We start from the raw sequence: 16,733 nt of genomic DNA on the forward strand, positions 1-16,733 counted from the left end.
AAAATTCAATGCAAGATTCATTAGTAGAATACGGAGCCAGAAGGGTAATTATTACCATTACGGCGATTCTCTGTGCACTGCTCGAGATTGTAGATTCCACGATTGTAAATGTGGCTTTGCACGATATGCAGGGAAACATGGGAGCTACACTTTCTGAAGTAGGATGGGTGATTACGGCCTATGCCATCGGAAACGTAATCGTAGTGCCGATGACGAGCTGGCTGTCTCAACAGTTTGGGCGTAGAAACTATTTTGCCGCTTCCATCGTGATTTTCACCATCTGCTCGTTTCTCTGCGGAAACGCCACCAACATTTGGGAACTTGTGTTCTTCAGACTGATGCAGGGTATTGGCGGGGGAGCACTTTTGGTAACTTCACAAACCATCATTACCGAATCTTATCCTATCGAAAAGAGAAGTATGGCACAGGCAATTTATGGTTTGGGGGTAATTATCGGTCCTACTTTAGGTCCGCCATTGGGAGGTTATATTGTAGACAATTACAGCTGGCCGTATATATTTTATATCAATATTCCGATTGGGATTGCGGCGACTTTAATGACGCTTCAGTTTGTGAGAAGTCCGAAATTTGCCGAAAAAAGGAAAGCCTCAGATGTCGATTTTCTTGGGATTATACTCTTGGCAATTACAGTAGGTTCGCTCCAGTTTATTTTGGAAAGAGGTCATGAAGAAGACTGGTTTGAAAGCGGTATGATTGTATTTTTCACTGCGGCGGCCATTTTAGGATTTATTTTATTTCTCTGGCGCGAGCTCACGTACAAATATCCCATCGTTGAACTCCGTGTTTTGAAAAACGGAAATCTCCGGATAGGAACCATTATGTCCTTCGTTTTAGGATTCGGTTTGTACGGTTCTACCTTCGTTGTTCCTTTATATACGCAAAGTATTTTGGGTTGGACAGCGCTTCAGTCTGGAGCTTTGATGATTCCTGCTGCTTTGACGACCGCTTTTATGATGCCGATTATCGGAAAACTTTTAACCAAAGGTGCCAAACAGCAGATTTTGGTGGCACTCGGCTTACTGATCTTCTTTATTTACAGTTTCTGGGGCTATAAAATTTTAACACCAGACACCAGCAAAGACGCCTTTTTCTGGATGTTAATTGTAAGAGGAATGGGGCTTGGCTTATTGTTTATCCCAATCACATCACTTTCATTAAGTACGTTAAAAGGTCAGGAAATCGGTCAGGGAGCAGCATTCACAGGAATGATGAGACAGCTCGGAGGTTCTTTCGGAATTGCAGCTATCACCACATTTATTGCCAATGAAAGCCAGAAACACAGAGTCAACCTACTATCTCATTTAGATGAAAACAGTTTCAACGTACAGCAAAGATTGCAAGGTTTGAAAGCCAGTTTTATGTCTAAAGGAATGGCTTCTGATGTAGCCGAAAAATCTGCCTACAAAATTCTGGATCTTTCCGTAACGAAGCAGGCTGCCGTTTTATCGTACATGGATGTATTCCTCTATCTCGGTGTCATCTTTCTGGTTTGTATTCCTTTCATCTTATTTGTAAGAGAAAGAAAAAGCAAAGAGAAAATTGATTTAAGCGACGCGATGCATTAAAATATAAACCTCTGAACATTTTCAGAGGTTTTTTTTGTTTCTAATTTTCAATACTTGCCTTATGCATCGTTCCCCATTTATCCAATTCCTCGATTACAGGTTTTAATTTGTAGCCAATCTCAGTCAGCTCATATTCCACTCTTGGCGGAACTTCTGCATACACGGTTCTTGTGATAATTTTATCTTCCTCCAGTTTTCTGAGCTGAAGCGTAAGCATTCTTTCAGTAATATTTCCAAGACTTTTTCTGAGCTCACCAAATCTAAGTTTTCCGTTAATTAAATAACTGCAGATGGCGAGAGACCATTGTCCGCCAATCAGTTTAGAAGCGTAAAGCTCCGGACACTCTTCTACAAGGGCTTTTTTATTGGCAAAGTTGGTTGAGGTTTCTTTTATTTTAGTCATTACTTACATTTTTTATAGTACCGTACAATTGGTGGCTAATGTCGGAAATGTAAGTTACACCTATTATTTTTGTAAAAGAAATTTTTAGAATATGAAAACATTAGTAATAGTAACTCATCCAAAAATGGAAGAATCTTTAATCAACAGAAGATGGCTGGAAGAGTTAAATAAATTTCCCGAAAAGTATGTGGTTCATGAGCTGTACAAATCCTATCCGGACGAAATTATAAATGTTAAAAAAGAACAGGAACTCGTCGAAGCTTATGATAAAATTGTTTTTCAGTTTCCTTTTTATTGGTTTAGCAGCCCGTCTCTTTTGAAAAAATGGTTTGACGAAGTTTTGTTGCACGGTTGGGCGTATGGAAGCAAAAGCGGATATAAAGTTGGAGGAAAAAAAGTTGCTCTGGCAATATCAGCAGGTGTTGATGATGAAGATTTTAAGGCTGATGGAAAATACAGACATACCGTGATTGAATTCACAAGACCTTTCGAACTCAGTTTTGAATACGTAAAAGCAGATTACCAGAAACCTTTTGTCTACTATGGTTTAGAACATAATGTTTCTAAAGAATGGATTGAAAGAAGTGTTCCGCAGTATCTGGATTTTATTGATAATCTGTAAAAACAAAAATCTCTGAAATTTTTCAGAGATTTTTGTTGATTTTTACCTTAAACTCCTCACAGTCACTTCCGGCTTTTCTCCCTGCGGAACAATAAAGATAGCATCATCACTTATCGTATCTCCGGTATCAAAATAATAGCTTCCAATGACTGGAAGAATATTGGTTACTGATTTTCCGGATTTATCGTAAGCCGAGTAGGAAACGTTGATCATCTGGGCTTTCATTTTAAGCTGAATTTTTTTTGAGGTCAGTTTTGCTCCGGTAGCATTCATGCAGTCAAGTTCTACAATACCAGTATCCATAACGATTTGAGGATAAGAGGTTAATCTGATGTTGTAAGATTTGTCGGATGTATTTCTTACAGACGCAGCGACTTTATACCGGTCAAAAGTTTTTCCCCCAGCCTGAACACTTTCTTTGTTCATAATATTAAAACTGACTTTCATTCCGTTGATGTCAACTGTTTCGCCATCGGAAATTTTCTGAGCGTTAGCAGTAATTCCGAAACTGCACAGTGTCACAATTAAAAATGTAGAAATTGAGTTTTTCATAATGGTTTGTTTTGGTAATTAAAAATACAAAATAATCTTCTTCAACCAATTTATTTTTAAACTTAAATTTTCTAACATTCATTATCTTTGTCTCACTTTAAAGCAATAAATACCTTTACTTTACCTTGAACAACCTGAAATATTATCTCGCCGCCATTACCGCCTTCTCATTATGGGGAACATTCAGTTTGGTTTTAAAGCCGCTGCATTCTTATCCATCATTGGATATTCTGTTTTACAGAGTTTTCAGCTGTGCAATAATTATGACGGTGGTAACGGTGCTTTTCAGAAAATCAAAGTTGAAAGAAAACCTGAAATATTTTAAAAATCTGGCCAAAAACCAGAAGCAAAAAGTAATAGGTTTAAATATTCTCAGCAGCATTTTGCTCACAGGAAACTGGTTTTCTTTTATCTATGTGATGAATCATATAAGTGTTCGTGCTACATCTGTTGCTTATTTGGTTTGCCCGATTATCACAACTATTCTTGCATTTTTTATTCTTAAAGACAAACTTTCAAAACTTCAGTGGCTTTCGGTATTTCTTAGTGCTGTCGGATGTGTTTTACTTTCATATTCCAACCTTTTAGATATGTTGTACAGCAGTCTCATTGGTTCTACTTATGCGTGTTACCTTATTGTACAAAGCACGAATACGAAATTTGATAAATTTTTGGTGCTCAATTTTCACATGATTTTGGCATCATTGATTTTGTTACCATTTTTTCCTTCGTATTCGGGAGCGGTTCCTACGGAAATTAAGTTTTATGTTTTTATTGAAATCATTGCCGTGATGTACACCATTGTTCCTTTACTTCTCAATTTGTATGCTCTGTCTGGTATAGCTTCTTCAAAAGTAGGGATGATTTTGAATATCAATCCCATCATCGCTTTTATTCTCGCAGGAGCTGTCTATCATGAGAAGCTTGATTTTGTACAGATTTTAGCTTACTCAATCATCTTTGTCGCTGTAATTGTTTTTAATGGAAAAGAAATTTTTGGTTTGAAGAAAACTGAAATTGCCTAAGTTTTACTTTTAAAAAGTAATTTAAAATCTTTGTATTTCATTCTTAAACGAAGTGGCATTGTCTGTCTTAATTTTTATCAGATTTTATGAAAACCTTTGTTGCCTTTGCGTTTAAAATAAATTCTGCGGAGACATCTTTAATCATTTAAATTTCTCCTGACAAACAGTTGTCAGCAGTTTGCCTTATCTTTATCCTATTAAAATCAAATATGGATCAGAATAATTTCGATAAAATTGTGGAACGCTCTTTAGCTATCAGAGAAAAGTACCATCAACTCGAAGTTCAGCAAAACGGAAGCGAATGGACTCTAGAGCAGGATGCTTTAGCTTATCTTACCGATGCCGGACTGGTGGGCAGAAACGTAATGTCCCACGAAAAAACATGGTCGAAGAAGAATGCCGCTGAAGAACTGGAACACAAATTAGGAGAAAATATCTGGTGGCTCATTGTATTGGCAGACCGCTCCGGAATTGACCTCAAAGAAGCTTTAGACAAATTTTTAACCAAAACCGAAAACCTTTTCTAATGAGTTACTGTTCAGCCATCGAAAATATGCAGCCCGAAAGCAGAAAAGAGCTGCACAAAAAGTATCACGACAACCATTACGGTTTCCCTATTCATGATGACAACGAACTGTTTGGAAGATTAATTATGGAAATCAATCAGGCAGGTTTGAGCTGGGAAACGATTCTTAAAAAAGAAGAAAGTTTCAGAAAAGCGTATGATAATTTTAATATTCAAAAAGTTGCGGCTTATACTGAAGAAGACCATGAAAGATTGCTGGCAGACCCCGGAATTATCAGAAATAAATTAAAGGTAAACGCTGCCATTGAAAACGCAAAAACTATTATCGAGCTTCAGAAAGAATTTGGTTCTTTCGAAAAATGGCTCGAAAGCAACCATCCTAAAACCTTACAGGAATGGATGAAACTCTTCAAGAAAACATTCAAATTCACTGGCGGAGAAATTGTAAATGAGTTTCTGATGAGCACCGGCTGGCTGAAAGGTGCCCACGCTGAGACCTGCGCCATTCATCAGGAAGTTTTGAAAGCAAAGCCGAAGTGGAGGGAGATTTAATTTTGTTTAAGGTTTAAGGTTTAAGGTTTAAGGTTTAAGGTTTAAGACTTAAAATTAAGAACTTTTAAAATTTGAAGTACTTATACTTTACTATTAAACAACTAAACAATTAACCACTAATTAAAATTTAGCGTCTAAGATGTGTTTTAATTAAAGATTTTTTTAAGCGATTATTCACATTGAGTTTATTTTAGAAATTGTAATTTTAGGAGACGAAAATAGAATACCATTTTAAGATTTCTGAGACATTATGTTAAGAACCAATCAGCCTTTTTTAGAATATTTAGACAAACTGTACACGAGTGAGGAACATGAAGGGAATATTCTTTTAAAATCATTCGAAAAAGATGATCATCTGTTTATTCAGAATGATGTTTCTACAGAGATTATGCTTGTAAAAACCGGAATTACCAAATGTTTTTTCATTCAGGAAAACGGTACAGAATATATCGTAGAATTTTTAGGAAAAGGCGAAATTCTGGGCGAAATAGAAGTGGTAAAAAATGTTCCCTGTATCTGCAGTATCGATGCTATTACTGAGGTTTCAGCGTATTCAATGTCTATTCCATACTTTCAGGAACTGATAAAAAATGATCCAAATTTCAACAAACTTTTAGTCGCTGTTTTTGCAGAACGTATTGTGAACAGTTCCACCAGGGCTTCTTATCAGAAACTGCACCATAAAGAAACTACTTTAGCCCAACTTCTCGATGAAAGAGCTAAAGAAATGAAAATGTCTAAAGACGATATGGCTGCCTATTTTGGAATTACCATGCGAAGCCTGAACCGTGCGATGAAGGCTTTTGAAGAAAAAGAAAATTCGCAGAAATGATCATTTTAAAAGCCTGCTTAAATTTTATTTGAATGAAATTTTAAGCAAAATTTCCCGTTAACAATCATCAAAAAAAAACATGCTGACGCAAATATCCTGCATGTGTCCATACTGCAATTAATGGACACATGCAAGACGATTGCACCAACTGCTTATAAAGTGTAATCTATAATCTGTTTTACTTACGACCAAACACATCTTCAGAAGTTATCTTGCTTAAATCTCTGGTATATAGCTGTGTTTTTCCTCCAAATGCAATAGCTACCTGACCGATTTTCTGTGCCATATCACTACATTTATCTTTATCACAGTCAAACGTGATATGCTGTTCATCAGAATCCATAGAGAGACTCGTTGTTTTACCTCCAGGGTAGGTTGTTACAATAATTTCATTAAGCTTCTCCCATAAAATTTCCGCCTGTTTCTCTTTTGTATAAACCCTTATTTTATCTGTTGTGAATTCTATTTTTGGTTTAAATGCTGCATATATACCTCCCGAAGTATTTATCTTGGTCATATTTTTCTCATTTTTCTTCAGCCACTTCAGATTGTCTGAGACACTTTGGGCATGTGAGAAACTTACGGCAAATGCCATTACAAAAAAGGTTAGAAGTTTTTTCATTTTTATTGAATTTAAAATTTTAATGTTTTCAGGTCTTAATAATATCATTTTTTTTTCCCTAAATGTTTTCATCAAAACTAAATAAATAAAGCAGGTGGAGAAATAGCCCTTTTAGGGGATTTTCTTAAATAACCTCAATTTACTACAAGAGAATTGCCTTTGCCAATTATAATAAAGAGAAGTGTAAAAGTGGGAGATTATTTTATCTGATCTTTTAACCTTTCGATAAGCATCGCAATAATTCTTTTATTGAAAGTTTTGCTGTCAGAATGGTAAATCGTAATTTCTTCTAAAGTAAACATACCAATACACATTCCTATAAAAACATTTTTGAGGGAGGCATCTTTTTGTAAAGTTTGCTCAATATAGTTGTGTTTTTTCAGGGTTGATAAAGAATCGAAATCACCACTTTGTTTTGAAATATAATTCCTGAAAAAATCAACAAACAAATCATTCTGTAATTTTAAAATAGGACGCAGGGTTTGGTTTTGAAACCTTTCTGTTGCAGTGATGTTTTCTGATATTAGGATGTTTAAAGATTGTCGGAGGTTGAGTTTTTCCTGCATGATTTATTAATTGTGAATATATATATTAAATGAATGTAAGAAACAGATAATAACTTAGCTTTTACAGTTTATTTGTCATTCCGTAGGAATCTAAACCAAGATTTGTAATGCGTAGATTTCAAAGGTGTTACAGGTTTCAAGCTCATTGCTGTTTTGGAACTACAAGCGTGACGCTTGCGCTAACGGTGTAATGGACAGAATTTTTTAGGACTATTCATCATCAGTTTCGTAGAGATTATATATTAGTGAATAACCATATTTCTTAGCTTCATCATAACACTCTAAATAATCTTCATCAAAATTTACTTTGGTTTCCAATTCCAGATATTCATCTTCAATTTCAATTATCTCCCAATTATCCTTTGTAATGTAGAATTTTGCAAGTTCAAATGCACCTTCGTAATCTTTATAATCGATAAAAATTACAGCGTACGCCCCCATAATATTCTCGTAAAATTCAATATTTTCTTTTGTTGGCTTACAATGAATGTTTAATTGAATCATGATTTTATAGATTTATTTTAAAAGGATTATTCTGTAAAAGTTGATTAAAATATTTCAGTTATCTATTCAGAACAGAATCTATTCTTCTTTCTGCTTCTTTTAAAGAAATACCGTCATAGCAGTCTTTTACAAAAGTATTTTCATGAGAACTGTGCGGAAGAATTAATGGTCTACCTAATGAATTATCAACTTCAACATTGGTTGGGATTGAATCGTAATCATAGCCGGGAATGTAATTGGCAAGCCATCCAAAATAGACCGTAGTGAAATCTTTATTATCATAATTTTCCACATAATCATTAAAACTTTTCTCGCTTAAAGAAGCCCAAACTCCGTATTCAAGATTCTGACAGCTGTCAATCACATTTTGTATAAGAACAGCTCTGATAAAATAGCATGTTTCATCATCATATCTGATAATACATAAATCTGAAGTCAGTTCAGAATTCTTTTCTTCCTGTTCTGTAAGATTAGTGTAAGGTGAAGGCGAGTTGTAGGCTATTGCAGGCCATTCTTCTTTTTCTTCTCCACAGCATTCACAGATGAATTTCATTTTTAGTTTATTTAAGAATCAAAGTTAATGATGATTTATTTTAAAAGTAAATTTTCTTGGATAGTTTTAAATTTAATAATTTCCCTAAACCTAAACCTAAACCTAAACCTAAACCTGAATTGTTAGAGAGAGGAACGGGAAATATTGTATTGTTAGAAAATTTTAATCATTTGCTGGCGCAAGCGTCCCGCTTGTGTCCACAATATAAGCTGATAATGGGTACGAGCGAGACGCTCGCACCAGCAAGGAGAAACTACTTCTTTTATTAGAAATTAAATCAGCTATTTTTCGATAAGAACAGTTTTTAATTTTTGTACTACATTCAATAATTCATTTTCGTTATTTAAATTGACTTCAATTAAATTCGTAAGAGTATTGTTTTTTTCGAGAATTAACTTTTCAGCGTTTAAGGGATAATCATCTAACCAAATGAAGTTTGAACTAAAATCAATCCCTTCGGTTTTTAATGTGTCCCAATTTGTTGCTTTTACTTTTCTTAAAACATCAGCAATATTGCTCGGAAAATAATTTTTCAGATAGTTTAAAGCTTGATCTGCATTTCCTTTGCAATGCGTAGTCAACCAATAACAATCGAAGTTTTGCACTGCAAATATTATTAGTTCCTCTGCATTTGCTGCTGCCTTTGTTTGTTTAGAAGTTAATAAAACGCCATCAATGTCTAAGTACAATTTCATTTTTGTTCTGGTTAAAATCCGCAATTTAGAAAAATAGGGTAAGGTCTATGAGTTAAACTTAAAAAAACATTTCTAAAAACACTCATACACTCCAACGCTCCAACTCAAAAAAACTCACCCCACAGTCGGCGTATCCATCTCTTTCAAAATCTTTTTGTCTTTCATCGAGACAATCATTCTTTCATATTTATATTTCTCCCAGTCGAAGGTGTTGAGGAAATCTAAGGCTGCCTGAAAACCTCTGTTGAAAAGATCTTCTTTTTCTTCTTTTTTCATAAAGAAATTCAGCCAGTTGCTTTTGCCACAGTTTACCGATTGTATGCTGTAGATTTCGTAGAAACTGTATTTGGTGAGGAAAGTTTTGTCGTTAAAACCTTTCATGGTGCTGATGATATTTCCGGCAAATGAAAGGGGAGTTTTCAGAATTTCGTCTGAAGTATGTTCTTTGTCGGTGAGCATATCAGAATCGCTGGTCAGTTTTACCCCAAAAATCGGAAGTCTCGGATAAAAAACATCGTTGTTGTGGAAAAGGTCAACGGGAAAATTGGAAAGGCTGCCGCCATCAATGAAAATTCCGGTCGGGTAGATGTCTTCCGGTGCGATGTTTAGCCAGTATTTCCAGGCATATTTTACAGAGTCGTCTTGGGAATTGACGGTTTTCTTCATCGGCTCAAAAAAAAAGGGTACCGACATCGAGGCGCGCACAAACTCAGCCGGACTGATGTGTTTTAATTCTTCTTCAGACCAGTATAAATTTGCCATTCTGGGAAGTTCGACCTTTATTTTTGCAGAAATATCGGTGGTGATAACTACATATTCAGATTTAAGAAGATAAAAAGGATTGGTTTTGTAATAGTCGTTGTTTTTGGCACTTTCGTAGAAGAGCCGATAGCGGGTTTCATCGATATGATTTTCGGGTTGGGAGAAGTCGGTTTTTATTTTTTCAATGCTTGCCAAGGCGAGGTTGTAGTATTCTGAGCTGTTTCCGTAGCGGTAATTGAGATTGAGGTTGTGCTCTTTTTGTGCGAATTTTCTGTTGAGTTCGGCGACGGTTTTTATACCGAATGCACGGGTCACGTCGGTCATTTTTTCGAGAAAAGTATTTCCGGGATTCAGTCCGCTGTTGTTTTTTTTGAAATCTCTGTAGAGTTTTCTAAGGTAAAGAAATGCGATGATTAGAGGAATAATCGGAAGCAGAAATAGAAGTTTGGTGTAGAAAATACTTCCGGTAGGGATGGCAAAAGGGGCGATAACCAGGATCAGCAGGAGAATTCCACAGAGGATAAAATTGGTTTGTAGAAAATGTTTGTTGTTGAGAATCGAGTGGATGGTGGTTTTCACATAATCTTTCCCATCCATAAAATCTGAAAAATCCCAGTTGAAAAGAATGTCTTTAATGACATCGCTTTTGGCATCTTCTTTCTCTTTACAGGTAGCGATAAGCATGGTGTTGATGGCTCCGGCACTCGTTCCCGCAACTTTCAGAAAACGGATCCCGAAGATTTCGAGTCCGTAAAGATAGCCTACAAGAGCGCTACCCCAAACGCCGCCGCCTTCCTGTACAAATTCTACATATTGATTTCCGGTGGCATCGAGAAGATCAGAAAATTCTTTACTGGAAATGTTTTCGTGTAAAGCTTTGAATTTTTCTTTTGATTCTGAAGAGAGGGTTTCGTCTTCAAGGATTTTGTTTAAAATTTCTGTTTTCATGATTTGGTATGGTGTTTAATGCTATTCCTTAGTTAATATGTTACCTATAATTTTTTTGGATTATAATTAATTTTTAATCGATTTATTTTATTTTTAAACTCTTTCTTACTTAATGTGCTGTCTGTTAAATCTTTTGCATGATTTAGAGAATCAAGATTAATCACATAGTAATCTGTAATTTCATTTTCAGATGCTCTTTCTAAAATTAAAATATTATTCTGTAAATCATAACTTGTAATATCTGGCCGAACAACACCCAGCCAGTTATCATGGTTATTAAAATTTAATGAATAACCCTCATCATTCCATTTGCTAATTTCTAATTTATCGTTGACAGTTATTGTTTTACCACAGGAAATCAATGAGAAAAATAATATAATCAGGACAAATTCGATTCTTAAATTTTTTTGGTTCCTCATATTATAATGTTTGAAGATTTGAATGATGTAGTTTTAATCTAACAACCGTAGTTGATTACCACTGCTTCCTCCTCGCATAGATAAAAGTACAGATCACAATCACAGCCATACCTCCCAAAGTATAAAAATAGCCATGTTTGGTGTGCAGTTCCGGCATATTGTCAAAATTCATCCCGTAAAGACCGGCAATAAATGTGATTGGTAAGAAGTAAACCGAATAAATTGCCAAAACTTTCATCACCTGGTTGGCTTTTTGATCAGACAACGCCAGAAACATGGAAATTAAGTTAGTAATCTGAGCATTCAGATGGTCAAAATCGGCAACCACATCTTTGTGCTTATCTTTCAAATCCTGAATTTCAGAATCCTGAAGGTTTAGCAGTTTAAATTTATCAATAGCGTCAGTAGAAATCGACAAAACCCTTGAATTCAATCCGGATTTTCTTTTCAGGCGGTACAGTCTTCTCAGCTGGTTGGTGTGGTTGGTATTTTTAAGGAAAATTTCGTTTTCAAAATTATCCATTGTTTCGAGAAGGCTTATTGATTCATCATCAAAACTTTTCATAATCAGAAGCGTGAGATAAAGTGCAATTTTTGCCGGGCTGCATTCATCTTTTCCCATACTGAGCTGTTTTTTGGTCTGCAGAATGCTTTTGGTTTTCATCCTGTGTACGGTGATGATGGTTTCATTAAATATGAAAATCCCGATTTTCGTACTGATATCACTTATTGTGTTGAGATTTTTTCTTTCCTGCTCGGTACTTTCCCTCAATAGGAAAAAATGAATGTTCCCGTCTTTTTCGTATTTAGGAAGGTGATTGGGATCCATCGTGTCTTCCAGCAAAAGATTGTTGATTTCATACCTTTCATGAAGGAATTTCAAATCTTCTTCAGTGGGCGATTCTACGTCAATCCATTCGCAGTTTTTATCCCGGTAAATCGTTTCTATTGGCATACTATAAAAGTAATGATATTTAAAAACAAAGATATATTGAAATGAGTAAGAATTTAGAGGTCGATTAAAAATTATTCAAATCTTCATTATCAAGTAATTTTTGTCTACTCCAACCCTAAAGGGAGCAAAAATTACTTGAAAATTTCATCAAAATTACTCCCTTTAGGGTTGGGGCAATAATTTTGATGAAATTTAAACAGACTCTTAATACTAACTAAAATTTAGACAGATAAATTTTTAATTACTTTGGGATCTGTTAAAACCTAAACCCTGATTAGTTTAGTGGTTAATCGATTAATTGTTTAATTGGTTAGTTGTTTAATTGTTTAGTAAGAAGTTTTAAGTAGTTCAATTTATAAAAGGTCGTAATTTTAAACCCTAAACCCTAAACCCTAAACCCTAAACCCTAAACCCTAAACCCTAAACCCTAAACCCTAAACCCTAAATTTTGCCTCAATCTATTATGTATCAAATAAATTTTATCTTTACCAAAATAAAAAAACAACATGATTAAAAGTACAATAAAAGGAATAGGGTTTCATGTTCCGGATAACGTTGTCACCAATGATGATTTAGCAAAACTAATGACCACCAATGACGAGTGGATTACGGAAAGAACCGGAATTAAAGAGAGAAGACACCGTGCCAACCGCAATGATTCTCAGGAAACCGCCGCTTATCTAGGTTTTAAAGCTTCCGAAAAAGCCATTGAAAATGCAGGATTAACTCCAAAAGATATCGATTATATTATTTTCGCAACGCTTTCACCGGATTATTATTTTCCGGGATGTGGCGTTTTATTACAAGACATGTTAGGTTGTGATACCATCGGTGCTTTGGATGTCAGAAACCAATGTTCAGGATTTGTCTATGCAATGAGTGTGGCAAATGCTTTCATTAAATCAGGTACTTATAAAAATATTTTGGTTGTAGGAGCAGAAGTTCATTCTTTCGGACTTGATTTTTCTGATGAAGGAAGAGGAGTTTCTGTTATTTTCGGAGATGGGGCAGGAGCGATTGTCCTTTCAGCAACGGAAGATGAAAATGCCGGAGATATTTTAGCGATGAATATGCATTCTGAAGGGAAATATGCAGATGAACTGTGTACTCAGTTTCCGGGTTCTAAATTTGGCTGGAGCGACAGAATGAGACTTGAACCGGAAAATGTTACCAACAAAGAAGTTTATCCAATTATGAACGGTAATTTTGTTTTCAAACATGCCGTTACAAGATTTCCGGAAACCATGCAGGAAGCATTGAATAAAGCTGGGAAAACCATTGAAGATTTAGATATGTTCATTCCGCATCAGGCGAATTTGAGAATTGCCCAGTTTGTACAGCAGAAATTTGGTTTGCCGGATGAAAAAATCCACAACAATATTCAGAAGTACGGAAACACAACGGCGGCTTCTATTCCGATTGCTTTAAGCGAGGCGATAGAATTGGGCAAAATCAAAAGAGGGGATTTAGTTCTCCTTTCCGCTTTCGGAAGTGGTTTTACCTGGGGAAGTGTTTTATTTCAATATTAAAATAAATCCATCATCCAACACCAAGCACCCAACATCCAACATCTAACATCCAACATCTAACATCCATCATAAAACATCCAACATAAAACATCCAACATCCAGCAACAAATGAAAAAAGTAACAGGCATCGGCGGAATATTTTTTAAAGCTAAAGATACCAACGCAGTCAACGATTGGTATAAGAAAAACCTTGGTTTGGAGACAAGTCCGTATGGCGTAAGTTTCCAGTGGAAAGATAAAGGAACCGACAAAACAGCAACTACACAATGGACTCCTTTTGCAGAAAATACAGAATATTTTGAGCCTTCCCAAAAGGAATTTATGATCAATTACCGTGTAGATAATCTCGAATTATTGGTGGAAGAACTCAAAAAAGAAAATGTGAAAATTTTAGATGAAATTCAGACTTATGATTATGGAAAATTCGTCCATATTTTAGATCTTGAAAACAACAAAATTCAGCTTTGGGAACCGATAGATTAAACGAAATATATAACGACTGTCCGTTTTTAAGCATAAAACTAAATTAACAGTTATTTTGTCATTCCGTAGGAATCTCAACACACTGAAAATAAATTAATTTAGATACAGAATGACAATCAAACCGTTAATAACTAAGTCATTAGTAATTAAGGACAATCATTAAATATATAGACACTAAAATCTCTTCAAATCTTTTGAAGAGATTTTTTTGATCCATTTCTAATTTAATTATTAAATAAAAAGTTAAAATTATTGTCTCAATATGAGTTAATGATTTTTATTTTCTTAAATTTGTTACCAATTCAAACTAAAAGATTTATGATCAAAAAAGCTGCTCTATTTAGTTTTTCAATACTACTTTCAGCTTCTGCATTTTCGCAGAACAAAACGATACCAATTTATCTTGATGACTCAAAACCTGTTGAGCAAAGAGTAAAAGACGCATTATCAAGAATGACGCTTGAGGAAAAAATAGCTATGCTTCATGCACAGTCTAAATTCAGCTCAGCGGGAGTTCCCCGTTTAGGAATTCCAGAATTTTGGACTGCAGACGGCCCTCACGGGGTGCGAGCAGAAGTAAAATGGGACGAATGGGATCAGGCGGGTTGGACGAACGACTCCATCATCGCTTATCCTGCACTTACCGCTCTTTCAGCAACCTGGAACAAAAATATGTCATGGAATTACGGTAAAGCCCTTGGAGAAGAGGCTCGTTACCGTAAAAAAGATATTATTCTGGGTCCTGGAGTTAATATCTACAGAACACCTCTCAACGGAAGAAACTTCGAGTACATGGGTGAAGATCCTTATCTCACCTCAAAAATGGTGGTTCCTTATATAAAAGGAGTGCAGTCGAATGGTGTTGCGACTTCTGTGAAGCATTTTGCGCTGAATAATCAGGAAATGTTCCGTCATACGAGTAATGTGATTGTTGATGACAGAGCTTTGTATGAAATTTACCTTCCGCCTTTTAAAGCCGCAGTTACAGAAGGTGATTCTTGGACGATTATGGGAGCTTATGATATGTACAAAAATCAGTACGCCAGTCAAAACCAATATCTTTTGAATGATATTCTGAAAAAGGAATGGAATTATAAAGGCGTTGTTGTATCCGATTGGGGTGCTGTAAACAATACCGAACAAGCCATCAAAAATGGTTTGGATATGGAATTCGGAAGCTGGACAAACGGTCTTTCTGAAGGAACTTCAAATGCTTATGACAACTATTATCTGGCATATCCATATTTAAAATTGATTAAGGCAGGAAAAATAGGCACAACAGAATTGGATGATAAAGTCACAAGAATTCTGAATTTAGCTTATAAAACCACTTTAAATAAAAATAAACCTTTCGGAAATATAGGTTCTGAAAATCACAAAGCCGTTGCCAAAGAAATAGGAGAGGAAGGAATTGTTTTGCTTAAAAATGATAAAAATGTACTTCCTATTAATTTAAATAGTGCCAAAAAAATCGCTGTCATCGGTGAAAACGCCATTAAAATGATGACTGTCGGCGGAGGTTCATCTTCTTTAAAAGCTAAATATGAAATTTCTCCACTGGAAGGTATCAAAGCAAGATTTGGAAAAAATTCTGATGTAAGTTTTGCAAGAGGCTACGTTGGCGATGTAGGAGGTGAGTACAATGGTGTAAAATCTGGTCAGGATTTAAAAGATAACCGCTCGGCAGACGAAATTTTAAAAGAAGCTGTAGAGCTTGCAAAAAATTCTGATTACGTAATTTTTGTAGGAGGTTTAAATAAAGCTGACTTCCAGGATAGCGAAGGAAACGACAGAAAAAGCTACGGATTACCTTACAACCAAGATCAGGTGATTTCAGCTTTAGCAAAAGCCAATAAAAACCTTGCAGTGGTAATGGTTTCAGGAAACGCAGTTGCGATGCCTTGGATCAAAGAGGTTCCTACCGTTGTTCAGGCTTGGTATTTAGGTTCAGAATCCGGACATTCTATCGCATCTGTTTTGGCGGGAGACGCAAATCCTTCAGGAAAACTTCCGTTTACTTTTCCTGTGAAATTAGAAGATAATTCTGCACACACTTTGGGAGAATATCCGGGAAATAAAGAAGAATTGGCTTCCGGAAAAGGAAAAGATCAGCAAAATCCTATCAATATTACCTATAATGAAAGTATTTTGGTGGGTTACAGATGGCACGATACCAAAAAAATTAAGCCGTTATTCAGTTTCGGTCATGGTTTAAGTTATACTACGTTTGAATTTGGAAAAGCAACATCCGACAAAAGCACAATTTCGCAAAATGATAAAATCAGTTTTACGGTAAAAGTTAAAAATACGGGTAAAAGAGCAGGAGCGGAAGTGGTTCAGCTTTATATTTCAGACAAAAAATCATCCGTTTTAAGACCTGAAAAAGAATTAAAAGGTTTTGAAAAAGTATTTTTAAATCCGGGTGAAGAAAAAGAAGTGACTTTAACGATAGACAAAGAAGCTTTGAGTTTCTTCGATGCCGAAAAACACCAATGGGTAGCCGAACCTGGGGATTTTGAAGCGCAAATCGGAAATTCTTCAGACAATATTAAAACAAAAGTAAAATTTACTTTAAAATAAAACTTTCTTCAATTGATTA

Annotated in this window: 19 protein-coding genes; 9 read left to right on the plus strand and 10 right to left on the minus strand. The window is 35.4% G+C overall.

Annotation, left to right across the window (positions count from 1 at the left end):
* The first annotated feature begins 8 nt into the window (after positions 1-8).
* The gene (locus AC2A1G_RS05950) at positions 9-1,586 is read left to right on the plus strand and encodes a DHA2 family efflux MFS transporter permease subunit (protein ID WP_484046015.1); all 1,578 of its coding nucleotides are present in this window, start codon (positions 9-11) and stop codon (positions 1,584-1,586) included.
* 40 nt (positions 1,587-1,626) lie between these two features.
* On the opposite strand, the gene AC2A1G_RS05955 is transcribed toward AC2A1G_RS05950, so the two are convergent.
* Positions 1,627-1,989, minus strand: coding sequence for a winged helix-turn-helix transcriptional regulator (locus tag AC2A1G_RS05955; protein ID WP_484046016.1), 363 nt, complete (start codon positions 1,987-1,989; stop codon positions 1,627-1,629).
* A gap of 91 nt (positions 1,990-2,080) precedes the next feature.
* Here AC2A1G_RS05955 and AC2A1G_RS05960 point away from each other — a divergent pair, with 91 nt between their 5' ends.
* Positions 2,081-2,611, plus strand: a complete 531-nt coding sequence (locus AC2A1G_RS05960) for an NAD(P)H-dependent oxidoreductase (RefSeq protein ID WP_484046017.1) — start codon at positions 2,081-2,083, stop codon at positions 2,609-2,611.
* A 42-nt stretch (positions 2,612-2,653) separates the two neighbouring features.
* Here AC2A1G_RS05960 and AC2A1G_RS05965 read toward each other — a convergent pair whose 3' ends face one another.
* The gene (locus tag AC2A1G_RS05965; protein WP_484046018.1) at positions 2,654-3,163 is read right to left on the minus strand and encodes a hypothetical protein; all 510 of its coding nucleotides are present in this window, start codon (positions 3,161-3,163) and stop codon (positions 2,654-2,656) included.
* A gap of 125 nt (positions 3,164-3,288) precedes the next feature.
* On the opposite strand from AC2A1G_RS05965, the gene AC2A1G_RS05970 reads away from it, so the two are divergent.
* The 4 genes from AC2A1G_RS05970 to AC2A1G_RS05985 all read left to right on the plus strand — a co-directional run bounded on the left by AC2A1G_RS05970 (position 3,289) and on the right by AC2A1G_RS05985 (position 6,098).
* Positions 3,289-4,188, plus strand: a complete 900-nt coding sequence (locus AC2A1G_RS05970) for an EamA family transporter (protein ID WP_484046019.1) — start codon at positions 3,289-3,291, stop codon at positions 4,186-4,188.
* Positions 4,189-4,397: 209 nt separating this feature from the next.
* Positions 4,398-4,715, plus strand: coding sequence for a MazG-like protein (locus tag AC2A1G_RS05975; protein WP_484046020.1), 318 nt, complete (start codon positions 4,398-4,400; stop codon positions 4,713-4,715).
* Positions 4,715-5,266, plus strand: coding sequence for a DNA-3-methyladenine glycosylase I (locus tag AC2A1G_RS05980; protein WP_484046021.1), 552 nt, complete (start codon positions 4,715-4,717; stop codon positions 5,264-5,266). The genes AC2A1G_RS05975 and AC2A1G_RS05980 overlap by 1 nt, the downstream gene beginning before the upstream one ends.
* A 250-nt stretch (positions 5,267-5,516) precedes the next feature.
* Entirely contained in the window at positions 5,517-6,098 is a 582-nt protein-coding gene (locus AC2A1G_RS05985; protein WP_484046022.1) for a Crp/Fnr family transcriptional regulator, read from the plus strand.
* Positions 6,099-6,276: 178 nt separating this feature from the next.
* On the opposite strand, the gene AC2A1G_RS05990 is transcribed toward AC2A1G_RS05985, so the two are convergent.
* The 8 genes from AC2A1G_RS05990 to AC2A1G_RS06025 form a co-directional block, all read right to left on the minus strand.
* A complete protein-coding gene (locus AC2A1G_RS05990) occupies positions 6,277-6,720 on the minus strand; it encodes a hypothetical protein (RefSeq protein WP_484046023.1) in 444 nt (147 codons plus the stop codon).
* 197 nt (positions 6,721-6,917) lie between these two features.
* Positions 6,918-7,286: a glyoxalase gene (locus AC2A1G_RS05995; protein ID WP_484046024.1), complete on the minus strand. Its 369-nt coding sequence runs from the start codon at positions 7,284-7,286 to the stop codon at positions 6,918-6,920.
* Between the two features lie 210 nt (positions 7,287-7,496).
* A complete protein-coding gene (locus AC2A1G_RS06000) occupies positions 7,497-7,790 on the minus strand; it encodes a hypothetical protein (protein ID WP_484046025.1) in 294 nt (97 codons plus the stop codon).
* Between the two features lie 58 nt (positions 7,791-7,848).
* The gene (locus AC2A1G_RS06005) at positions 7,849-8,343 is read right to left on the minus strand and encodes a DUF2199 domain-containing protein (RefSeq protein ID WP_484046026.1); all 495 of its coding nucleotides are present in this window, start codon (positions 8,341-8,343) and stop codon (positions 7,849-7,851) included.
* A 281-nt stretch (positions 8,344-8,624) separates the two neighbouring features.
* On the minus strand, positions 8,625-9,038 hold the full coding sequence (locus AC2A1G_RS06010) for a hypothetical protein (RefSeq protein WP_484046027.1): 414 nt from the start codon (positions 9,036-9,038) through the stop codon (positions 8,625-8,627).
* A gap of 114 nt (positions 9,039-9,152) precedes the next feature.
* Positions 9,153-10,748, minus strand: coding sequence for a patatin-like phospholipase family protein (locus AC2A1G_RS06015; RefSeq protein WP_484046028.1), 1,596 nt, complete (start codon positions 10,746-10,748; stop codon positions 9,153-9,155).
* Positions 10,749-10,792: 44 nt separating this feature from the next.
* Entirely contained in the window at positions 10,793-11,167 is a 375-nt protein-coding gene (locus tag AC2A1G_RS06020; protein ID WP_484046029.1) for a hypothetical protein, read from the minus strand.
* Positions 11,168-11,222: 55 nt separating this feature from the next.
* Positions 11,223-12,122, minus strand: coding sequence for a magnesium transporter CorA family protein (locus AC2A1G_RS06025; RefSeq protein WP_484046030.1), 900 nt, complete (start codon positions 12,120-12,122; stop codon positions 11,223-11,225).
* A gap of 506 nt (positions 12,123-12,628) precedes the next feature.
* Here AC2A1G_RS06025 and AC2A1G_RS06030 point away from each other — a divergent pair.
* The 3 genes from AC2A1G_RS06030 to AC2A1G_RS06040 all read left to right on the plus strand — a co-directional run bounded on the left by AC2A1G_RS06030 (position 12,629) and on the right by AC2A1G_RS06040 (position 16,714).
* Positions 12,629-13,651: a 3-oxoacyl-ACP synthase III family protein gene (locus AC2A1G_RS06030; protein WP_484046031.1), complete on the plus strand. Its 1,023-nt coding sequence runs from the start codon at positions 12,629-12,631 to the stop codon at positions 13,649-13,651.
* 108 nt (positions 13,652-13,759) lie between these two features.
* Entirely contained in the window at positions 13,760-14,134 is a 375-nt protein-coding gene (locus AC2A1G_RS06035) for a VOC family protein (protein WP_484046032.1), read from the plus strand.
* A 318-nt stretch (positions 14,135-14,452) separates the two neighbouring features.
* Positions 14,453-16,714 (plus strand): glycoside hydrolase family 3 C-terminal domain-containing protein, encoded by a 2,262-nt coding sequence (locus AC2A1G_RS06040; RefSeq protein WP_484046033.1) that lies wholly within the window; start codon positions 14,453-14,455, stop codon positions 16,712-16,714.
* Positions 16,715-16,733: the final 19 nt, after the last annotated feature.

This window comes from Chryseobacterium sp. HNCC26DJ240, assembly GCF_057180485.1.